A 10,434-nucleotide genomic window follows, 5' to 3' on the forward strand; every position below is an offset into this window, starting at 1 on the left:
ACCTATGGGAAAATCTAACCTATCGACCAGCCATTCGCAAAGAAAATCCGAATCCATGGAGGCGATCTACTTCAAAGAAGACCACGAGACCTGATAAAAAGGGTTTAATCCAAGAAGTTAAAAGCACGAGCGACTAAAAAGTGGGGGCGTTGTCATTCCAATCGGCGCCTGGTAGCTGGAACTTAACATTGCTTATATTGCTACCGATCACAGCGGAATCCCTCAAGATAATTTCTGGACCTTTCATGGCATAGCCTTCGGCAAATCAAATCTAAATTGATGGCTATAGCTAAAAATGAGCCAACTCCAACATCATCTCCAAGCCATTGTAAGGAATTGGTCCCAACACGAGCTATCTGCAAATCATAAGCGGAGCTCAGCTGCGCAACATCTATTTGACGACGCCAAAACAGAACACGCCATCTCGAACCAATATTCGACCTATGACCTTGTGGCTGTTCGAAATATACCAAAGCTCAGATATCGAGATGGGGCGAGCTTAAAACCGTTAGACCAAGGTTGACAAGTAGCAACTCAATCCACAAAGCCATCTAGTCGCTCTGTCACTCACGAGATCCAATGAGCACATATAAACCTATAGTTAACGCCCACGAACAGCTAGGCTAGCCTTCCAAACATCTTTTCCAATTGAGTGATATCGTATCCGCTCTCTTGAGCTTTAACGGGATCCGAAAGACATGATCTCAATCCTGCAGCTACGAGCTTGAAACCCACTTGGTCTAGGGCCTTGCGAGCTGCCGCGATTTGATTCACGACATCGCTGCAGTCTCTGCCGTCGCTAAGCATCTTCTCAATTCCCAAAATTTGCCCAGAGATCCTGCGAAGGCGTACTTGGAGGTTTTCTATAGTTTCGTCTGGTATTTCAATCACGTTAGACCCATCCATCACATTTCTATATTCAAAATTATATACCCCCAGAGGTATCAAACACACAAAAAATTAAGATAGCAAAGAGATAAATGGCAATCTTCGCAACCACCATGCCACCCGCCAGTTAACAAATGCTTTATTTTCGGGACTGATCAGATCGTCCCAAAGCGCATATAAGAGACTGCGGCGACAAAAGGCCATCGAACCGACACGATCATTCAAAAAATTATTATGTGCTACTCCAGCCAATAAAATTAAGACAAAAAAATGTTATACAAAAGGTAAGACTTATCGCGTTAAGGTATTACAAAAAATCATGGTCTCAATTTCCAGCAATGATCTCAAAACTACTATCAATTAAAAACATATATTAACCCAACAGTGGAATCACATCTCGAAATTTTCTCAAAAGTACCTTAGTGCACTCTCTAATCTAATAATTATTTCAAATCGACAGTTGAAAGAATCTTTCATTTCACCAATCAAACCTCGATGTGGCCACCATAACAGATATAATTCGCTAACATGAATATCAAACGTCCGTCTCACCCTGCCCATGAGGGTGAGCTTTGGCCATAATCATTGCTTCTGCAACCTAGACTCGCACATTTTGAGAGATATTATATTTAATAAAGATCCCATAATTAGCAACTTAATTAAAAAATAATTTCAAATCTAGACATCCAATAAGGATGCGCATCTTGCAAGCTACAAGGGGATTTTCTATCTCAACATAAAATCAATTATTAAAAATTAGATGGATTGTTAAATTCATCCACATTTTGAATAATCCAAACCAAGGGCTCTTTGAACCAAAAGCTTCTAGCAATTGAAATTCGCCAAAGAACTTTCGCCCAATTCCGATATGCTCACTTCCCACTCTTAAAGGTAGTAGAAATATCTATAGGGAGATCTTGAGATGATCTTGCGCCAAACTGCCTTGGCACGGTGCACGAGAAAAGATTCGATTGCCCTAAAAATTAACTTTAGAAGCTATACCTAAGGAACGAGACAACCAACAACCATGAAAGATCATTCACCTCTCTACAAAGATGGCAATCCCCAAACCTTTGAGGGGACGGTGAACTATGACCAACTTGATCCAAGAACGCCCGTTATTATTGGAGCCGGACAGAGCTCTGAGCGAATCTCTACCTCCGAATACAAGGCAATGTCACCGATTGATCTTGCAGAAACAGCAGCAAAAGCGGCGATTTTAGATTGCGGCATAAAAAGCGACCGACTGTTCAAAGCTATAGACACAGTAGCAGCTACCCGACAATTTGAAAACTCTAGTCCAAGGGCGTCTGCGCCTCTGGGTCGCTCAAATAACTTTGTAGCATCGGTAGCAAAACGTCTAGGGATAACTCCCAAACGAGCCATTTTGGAAGTTACTGGCGGACAATCTCCCCAAAGTCTAGTAAGCGACTTATGTCAAAAAATCTATGATGGTACGAGCGACATAGCTCTCGCATTCGGCTCCGAAGCAATATCGACCACACGCCATTACAAAGATCTACCGGATAGACCAGACTTCTCTGACCACGCAGATTGCGACCTTGAAGATCGAGGATATGGACTAAATGGCATCGTATCCTTGCATCAATCAAGTCATGGCTTGACAAATGCACCTAGTCAATATGCACTCTTTGAAAATGCCAGAAGGATTCGCATGCATAAGTCAAGGCCAGATTATGCCATTGAAATGGGAACCCTCTTCGAACCCTTTACCAAAATCGCTGCACAAAACTCGCACTCTAGTGCGCCTAAGGTTCGAAGCGCACGCGAGCTTACGACGCCCTCTGACAGTAATCGCATGATATGCGAACCCTATACCCGCTATCTAATAGCTCGAGACCAAGTAAACCAAGGAGCTGCTTTGGTAATAACGTCGATCCAAACCGCGCTACAACTAGGAGTTCCAATCGATAAGATGGTCTTTCTCCATGGCCGCTGTGATGTAGCGGAACGACCTCTAATTGAGCGAGACGACCTGTCAAAGAGCCCAGCTGCGGTGTTGGCATCTAAAGCTGCGCTAGAAATGGCCGGCATAGGAGTCGATCGAGTCAACTTTTTCGACCTCTATAGTTGCTTTCCGATTGCCGTCTTTAATATATGTGACGGACTCGGAATCCAGAGAGATGACCCTCGCGACCTGACTATCTCCGGCGGTCTCCCATTTTTTGGAGGACCCGGTAACAACTACTCAATGCATGCAATCATCCAGGCGACAGAGCGACTCCGCCAACATCCAGGCAGTTATGCATTTATAGGAGCCAATGGAGGCATGCTCTCGAAATATTCAGTTGGAATCTACTCTAACTCCCCGTGTCCGTGGCGGGCTGACAATATGAGCAGCCGGATCCAACAAGAAGTCAATCAATGGCCATCGCCCGGTTTTACATTTTCACCAGAGGGCAAAGCCACCATAGAGACTTATACAATCAAGTACTCCAAATCAGGCAAGTTCGCAATAGTTGTGGGGAGATTAATCTCCAACAACAAGCGATTCTTTGCGAGAACCCAAGATGGCGACGAAGCGACACTCCAAGCGTTGGAGAAAGATGACCTTGCGACCTTCCAAATCGAAGTAAAATCCTATGGCTTTGGAAACCGATTTTCCCTAGACAAAGCCACGCAGGCTATCAAGGACGAAGCCGATTACCTTGAAATAAAAGAGCCCTATGAGTTTATCAAGGTCCAAAGATACGGCCACAGCCTAGAGATCACGATAGATCGCCAAAGCGAATACAATGCCTTGAACACCAAGGCACATTGCGAACTGGACTCAATCTTCGATAACTTTTTCAATGATTCGCAATTATGGGTTGCGATTCTTGCTGGCGCTGGGGATGTGGCTTTCTCGAGTGGAAACGATTTTGGAATGACGATCTTTGGAAGAGATGTATGGATCCCAAAAAACGGACTAGCAGGTTTGAGTCAAAGAAAAGTTATCAACAAGCCGGTCATAGCCGCAGTAAACGGACTCGCGATGGGCGCAGGATTTGAGATAGCACTAGCTTGTCACATGATCGTTGCCGACGACAATGCGCAATTCGGCTTCAACGAATCGAGAACGGGGCTCGTTCCAGGCGCTTTTGGGATGACAAAAATCGAAAGGACAATTTCACCACAGCTAGCTAACGAATTGATCCTAACAGCAAAGCGACTGAGCGCTAGCGAAGCTTTCAACTTGGGTATTGTCAACCAGATCACTGAAAGCGGGAAGGCTTTAGATGGTGCGCGGGAGTTAGCCAAAAAAGTTATCGCAGCTTCGCCCACATCAATTCGACTCTCTCTTGAGATCCTTGAGAAATCTCGAGAAAATGGCAGTCGCCTCGACCTCGTCAAACATCAAGCTCAGGCATTGGATCAACTCATCGCCTCCGACGACCTCCAAGAAGGATTGGCTTCATTATTGGAAAATCGGCCTCCCATGTGGAAAAATCACTAATTCGCCAAAGCGACCCTTGATCGCCCTCCTAGATCATCACATCAACTCAGCCGAAATGATCATAAAAAGACAAGTATTCCTAAACCCAGCGGTGCAAGACATAATCTTATTGAAAGGATATTAATGCGAAACTATACACTCCATCCTCAAGTCAGCTGCAGATTCGAACACCTTATTGGCCGCACATCTATGTTGACCGTTGCCATGACAACGGATGGAAACTTCATCAACCAACCAGAGATTCAAACCGATCAAAGTTAGGGACAATGCTTTCGGGCAAGAGACAAGTGCACCAGGATCCCTAAGACCTAAGGGGATTTCCGATTTCGAAGCCAACTTGACAATTGGCCCTGTTTTCCAATAAGACCCAAAAGCATCTAAGCCATAACGGCTTAGGACAACACTTTAAATGACGACAGCCAAGCCGACAGATCAAGGATCAAATTGACGAAGCTCAGCTAAGGTCATCTCCGTCCAAAGAAAGCAAACTCCGTCAAAGAAGTGTGCAAGATACCCTATAACGCCCACGCGCAAACAGGATCTCTGAGACCTTCCCGTAAAAGAAGTACCAGAGGATCAAGCTATATATTTACAACTCAAAAATCACCGCTGACCACACGCGCAGAGATCATGCCAAAATTCCAGACGGAAATATCCTGCCTTGCATTTGCGCAAACGATCCAGCTAAGGTTAAATGGCGGCCAGTGCTTAAATACTACTATCATCGACCAATCAAATAACACAAGGCCAAGGTCGACTATCTTTCTGAATAAAAAGATAAATCAGGGTTGTTATTCAGTTTTAGCCGAAGCCTCATCTAACCCCTAATGCCTATCTTTTGCAAGCAATCCAATTCAATCACTCAAGCTTTACGCCAGTGGCAAATGTCAGTTATCGCAGTGGACTTTGACCCAAGAGAAGTCAAGAATCTACAATCAACGATACCTCAATCTACTCAAAAGCACTACCATGAATAGGTGGGGTGGGTCAAAAATAGTTGATGGCAACACCCCACTGATTAATCCATAAGATTCCTGGCAGAAGCCACCTGAGTGCCCAACGGACACTTTGGTCTTATGTCATTCGTCAAAGAAAGTCGCCTCGAGCGCTACGCGATGAGTTCCTAAGTCTTGGCCACGGACCCGCTAGCGCTGTGGTCAAACTCATACTTCGTCGCTAGAGTATTCGTCGCTAGAAATCACCAAAAGCTAAGTGGCTAATCAACGCAACGTTTGAGTGCAGTTTTAGGGATTTCGCTCCGGTCAGACCCTACATCCCTATGGATTAAGCCAGGGGCAATCCACCCCATACCCTTTTCTGGTAAGCCAAGAATCTCACCCAACCAAATTACAAGCCCACCTCTTACTCTTTCAGAGATGCCATGACCACCTTTATCTAAAAGTGCGACGGTATTTGAACCTGCGTCCGAATTCAAATAGCTCCAAGTCCGATCGAGTAGATCACGAGGTATCACATTATCAAGCTCGCCTCGGGCAAGAAAGATATAGGTATTCGCCAGTCGTTGTGGGGATGTATCAATACCAGCATCAAATGGCAGAGTCCCATACAATATGGCAGCACCGGTGAATCGCTTTGGAGAATTCAGGATCAATCCGCCTCCAAAGGCCGCACCGCCGCTAAAGCCGATCAAAACTATCTTCGATAAATGATCAGCAAATCCATCCAACCAGTCATAGAACCAGCCCATCGTCTTCGAAATCGATTCTGGAAGCGGACGCCCTATTCCTTTATTGGCAAACCATGCATATCCAGCGCCTTCAGCGATCGGAGCGCGCAGAGCCACATAGCGAACCCCTTTGGGAAGATAGCTAGCCAAGGTGATGATCTCGGTCTCGGTCGATCCCCGTCCATGTAATAAAATGACTAACGGTGCCTTAGGATCATCAGAGCCAGCTGAAACAATAGTTGGCACCTCAAAACTTTCCATATTGACCCTCTTCTTTCAAATTAGTACATCAACAAAAACAATTTCTCAAATCACCAACATGACAATTGCGCTGGTCTATTCCAAGAATTTCAAACCCACCAGCGTAAAAAAATCTAACACCCTTATTGAAAGGATCAAAAGACATACAAATCAATAGGAATAAACTAATTTTATTTACCGCCTTGATGTTTAAAGTTCAAACAACTATTTTGAACCTAACGATTCGAAATTACAAAAAAAACAATACCCCAGCTACAACAATATTGAGAAAAAAAAACCTCAGCCAAGCAACATCTTTTTGATCGCGAAATAAACTAAACATCCATAAAAAAAATAATTAAAAAAATAAGCCCCAAAGGTAACCGATGATACTTCTCCAACGGATTACTACTTAAGTAAAATTTTCTATCTGTTGGCAATTAATTTCGATAATTCGTATCTATCTTCAAAACAAAATGATAAAATAAATTTTAATGTACCCATTTACGTACCCATTTAATCTAAAAAAAATATTCTCCGGTCTGAGCTTTGCAATAGCATCAACAGTCATTCTTACGGGATGTGCCCAAGCTTCATCAACTTCTACTTCCACATCTAGCCAAACGCCTAAAACCTCAGAGACTACCAACGCCAATCAAAGCGGTTCGACTTCAGCCGCTACAAGCACGACACTACCGTCTCTAAATCGTCTAACCAGTCTCACAAATTACAGCTATACCATGACCGTAGGGACTGGGAGTGCATCCTTGACAATGACGGGCCAAATCCACAGTCAAAGTAATTTTGAAATATCTTTAGGGACAACTCACACATACCTAATCAATAGCCAGGCCTATGAAGTGCTCGGCAATCTCGCACCACAAAAAATCACCCTAAATCCGACGTATTTTCAACAACAAGGGATAATTGCTGCAGCTAACACATTCTTCGACCTCACAAAGGCGTCCGGGGTGAAGGTTGAACCATCAGGAAGTTGCACTATCGCCGGTTTAAAAGGCACGCTCTACAAAGAGACAACTCCGTCCAATGCGGGTATCTTCAAAATCGCCCAAGTAGGTTGCGTTGCGAATTCTGGCGGAGCCCTCTTGAGCTTCAACCAGGGCGACTCTGGTTCCGCAGCTCCAGGAGGAGGCGGACAAAAGTACTTCTTTGAAGTTACAGGAGTCAACAATGTTTCTAAATTTGTGACTCCTTAGCCGTGACCTTAAAATCAGATTTTGCAAATTCAAAAGAACTAACAATCCGAGAAACCCGTTTTATGTGAAGCTTCCCTAGAGAGCCCAGAGGTTCCAAAAAACCGGGACAGCAGTAAGGCTCTTTGGCAACTTGCCACAAAAGCCAAATACCCTACACGTTTCGGAATCACTCACCTCAATAAGATCAGGAGCCGATTGTGCTCCAAATCCGCCCACTAACGATCGTGACCTTTGACAGTTCAAAGTCACAGGTTCTAACAACGTTCACCGACGCTGAGAGCACAATATCTCCATGGCCTAGCTCCAAATCAAAGTGCATCCTAAAAGCCCACGAGAAAACCTGAATTATTGAAGTAAAAATCCAAAGTCTTTATGGAGCGAAATCAGGCCGGACATGCCCTGGGATCCCAGGGCTGGGGCTTTTGGGATACATTAACTTGAGTTGCACCAGTAATGCTAGCTATCGTCGTTGAAGGCGACGATGCGGAAGTTGATGAAGTAGCAGTTGTACTACTCGATGGCTGGTTCTTTGTGGAAGACGGTGTTACAGGAGCAACCGCAACTGCGATCTGGTCTCCAGCCAACAGTTCCAGCGGAGTCGAATATCCGGTCGATGGAACTTGGCCCATTATGACCTCACCTGTCAAAGTTGCCTTGAGAGCTTCCGCCTTTGCCAAATTGCCAGGCGTATAGTAAATCACCGATTCAACGGGATTTGCATTAGGAGGGATTGCCCGCGCCTTAGATACGTTGAAGCCCAATCCGGCAAGGCCACTTGAAATAGTCGAACCAACGCCCGCAGAGTGGGATCCATTTACCACCGTAACATTAACAGTCGATAGAGTAATCTTCGGCTGAGCTAAACCGATCAAATTCTTCAACATAGTTGTGTCTGCTGGCTCCTGTGGCAGGACGATCGATGCGTAATTGGTGCCATCAAAGACATATCCAGAGGCCGGACCAAAGGCAACCGGAAGAGTGCCTGTTGGCGTTGCGGCTGGGTTCGCGTGACGATAAGTAAGTATCAGCGAAAGCATCTCTGATTCAGTAAATTGGCTATCTATAGTTAAATATGGAAGCACATTTTTCAAAAGTGATAGATCTTTAACTGGATTAGTAATCCCCGAAGCCTTCACCTGAGAAGCCAGAACCTGAAGAAATATATGATCCCGTCGAGTCCTAGACAGATCTCCCAATCCATCGTATCCCCAAGTCCCATTGGGCAATTGATATTGTAAATGGCGTGCACGCACTACCTCAAGTGCTTGAAAGCCATTCAAGGTAATGCATCCGGGCTTTGTTATGTTCAAACCCGAATACGCATCCTTGACCGGCATAGGAAAATACATCTTGATTCCGCCAAGGGCATTGACTATTCCTTGAAAGGAATCAAAATTCAACTCAACATAGTGCTGGATCGGAATACCTAAGTCGTATTCGATTGTCTTAACCAATTGGTTCGGGTTCTCAGCGGTGCCGGTAGCTTTAGTGGGATTTAGCGCAGCATCAACACGCTGCAGCTTCTTCGTCCCTGGGATTGGCATAAAAAGATCTCTAGGTATCGAGACCAGAGTGACGTTCTTGGTTTTCGGATCAAAATGTGCAATCATGGTCACATCCGCACGACCACCGCCAACCTGAGACGAAGAGCCAAAAGCAGCGACCTCAGATGGACTCAAGCCAGTTCTAGTGTTGTTACCGATGAGCAGGATATTTAACGGTTGTCCCGCAACTTGAACATGCTCTGACGAAACACTAACCTTCTTGACTTTCGAGAAAAGATACTGCCCGTATACAAACGAGCCCAGCGCACCAAGCAAAATCACCAAGACCAAAAATCCAACAATGAACGCAGATCTTCGAAGCCGTTTGGCTCTCGTGGTTCTTATCTTCTTAGAGCTGGAAGGGTAGACACGCCTATTAGCGCCACCTAGATCCGCCAACTACGTGCTCCTCCTAAGACGCTCACCAACAAAGGGTACCGATGAACTCTAACAATTCAAACAATCATAACCGACTGTGGAATAAATAATGGCGGACATAACTCTCGTACGAGATAATCCCTGATGAGCGGTATATTTGTAGGGGGTGTCGCCTGCGGACAATATTCAGATCGCACGTTTTGCTATCTAATTGTCAGCAGCCAATTATAGGTTTGTGGACAAAACTATACATACTTATCAAGTTTCGTAAGCAAGAGCCATTTTGGAATCAGATTCGCGGAGTAGCGGATGTGGAGACGCAAACACACATGTATTGAGAAGTCGCTCTACCAAGGACATTTCAAAGTGCCTTCGGTTGAATCGGTATGCGAATTCCTCGAGGTAAAGTTGCTTATGTTCCTCACGTCCGTGGTATGTTCCGTCGATAAATTTCTTGCAGTTCCCTATCAGGATGTTGAGCCATTTGAATGTTACATGTGCTTGTTCGTCTTTGGATAGAGTGAACCAGTGCGCTAGTCCAAGGTCTTTCAGCACATACCCCGTAACTTGGGTTACCATCACTTATCAGCTTGGTATCGGAATCTAAACGTCTCACAAAAACATCTTTGAATGATTTAGCAGTGGTATCTTTGATTACTTCCATGAAGCAATGAGTAGGAGCACCATTGCTAATCGACACTCCAATTAGGACATTGGTTTGTTTTGTTCCCTTTCCTCTTCTGCCTTCGCCATGGCTCTCACCACCTAAAAAGAACTCATCTACTCAGGCGTTTTCTCCAAGTTTGTATAAACCATTTCGGTCAGCCATTGCTTTTCGTAGCTTATTTAGCATCAACCAGCCAGTCGAATAAGATACTTGAACGAATTTAGCAATGGTAGTAGCCGAAAGACCACGCTTGTCGTTGGACAATAGATAGATAGCGGAGAACCACTTGGATAAAGAGATATGGCTTCGATGAAAGATAGTCCCGGAGGTAACGCTAGTTTGACGGTGACAAGATT

6 protein-coding genes and 2 pseudogenes are annotated in these 10,434 nt (G+C 44.7%); 2 read left to right on the plus strand and 6 right to left on the minus strand.

Annotated elements, in window-relative coordinates; genetic code table 11:
- Positions 1-618 precede the first annotated feature (618 nt).
- Positions 619-891, minus strand: a complete 273-nt coding sequence (locus AXFE_RS04655) for a metal-sensitive transcriptional regulator (protein WP_235347605.1) — start codon at positions 889-891, stop codon at positions 619-621.
- Between the two features lie 1,024 nt (positions 892-1,915).
- Here AXFE_RS04655 and AXFE_RS04660 point away from each other — a divergent pair.
- Positions 1,916-4,345, plus strand: a complete 2,430-nt coding sequence (locus AXFE_RS04660; protein ID WP_082058481.1) for an enoyl-CoA hydratase-related protein — start codon at positions 1,916-1,918, stop codon at positions 4,343-4,345.
- A gap of 1,216 nt (positions 4,346-5,561) precedes the next feature.
- Here AXFE_RS04660 and AXFE_RS04665 read toward each other — a convergent pair.
- Positions 5,562-6,293, minus strand: coding sequence for an alpha/beta hydrolase (locus tag AXFE_RS04665; protein ID WP_082058482.1), 732 nt, complete (start codon positions 6,291-6,293; stop codon positions 5,562-5,564).
- Between the two features lie 473 nt (positions 6,294-6,766).
- Between AXFE_RS04665 and AXFE_RS19065 the strand changes: the two genes are divergently transcribed.
- A complete protein-coding gene (locus AXFE_RS19065) occupies positions 6,767-7,489 on the plus strand; it encodes a hypothetical protein (RefSeq protein ID WP_152625865.1) in 723 nt (240 codons plus the stop codon).
- Positions 7,490-7,872: 383 nt separating this feature from the next.
- Here AXFE_RS19065 and AXFE_RS04675 read toward each other — a convergent pair whose 3' ends face one another.
- The 4 genes and pseudogenes from AXFE_RS04675 to AXFE_RS21330 all read right to left on the minus strand — a co-directional run.
- On the minus strand, positions 7,873-9,432 hold the full coding sequence (locus AXFE_RS04675) for an LCP family protein (RefSeq protein WP_052604720.1): 1,560 nt from the start codon (positions 9,430-9,432) through the stop codon (positions 7,873-7,875).
- A 237-nt stretch (positions 9,433-9,669) separates the two neighbouring features.
- A complete protein-coding gene (locus AXFE_RS21320) occupies positions 9,670-9,885 on the minus strand; it encodes a hypothetical protein (RefSeq protein WP_407071671.1) in 216 nt (71 codons plus the stop codon).
- Positions 9,833-10,135: pseudogene (locus AXFE_RS21325) on the minus strand (hypothetical protein); the annotation flags it as partial. The pseudogene AXFE_RS21325 and the gene AXFE_RS21320, both read right to left, overlap by 53 nt.
- A gap of 60 nt (positions 10,136-10,195) precedes the next feature.
- Positions 10,196-10,434, minus strand: a pseudogene (locus AXFE_RS21330) (IS1595-like element ISAxf1 family transposase); the annotation flags it as partial.

It is taken from the genome of Acidithrix ferrooxidans, assembly GCF_000949295.1.
Lineage (GTDB): Bacteria > Actinomycetota > Acidimicrobiia > Acidimicrobiales > Acidimicrobiaceae > Acidithrix > Acidithrix ferrooxidans.

What these genes read in the sequence shown, in the direction of transcription:
- AXFE_RS04660 (WP_082058481.1), top strand. Translation starts at nt 1,916, where the DNA reads ATGAAAGATCATTCACCTCTCTACAAAGATGGCAATCCCCAAACCTTT.
- AXFE_RS19065 (WP_152625865.1), top strand. Translation starts at nt 6,767, where the DNA reads ATGTACCCATTTACGTACCCATTTAATCTAAAAAAAATATTCTCCGGT.
- AXFE_RS04665 (WP_082058482.1), bottom strand. Translation starts at nt 6,293, where the DNA reads ATGGAAAGTTTTGAGGTGCCAACTATTGTTTCAGCTGGCTCTGATGAT.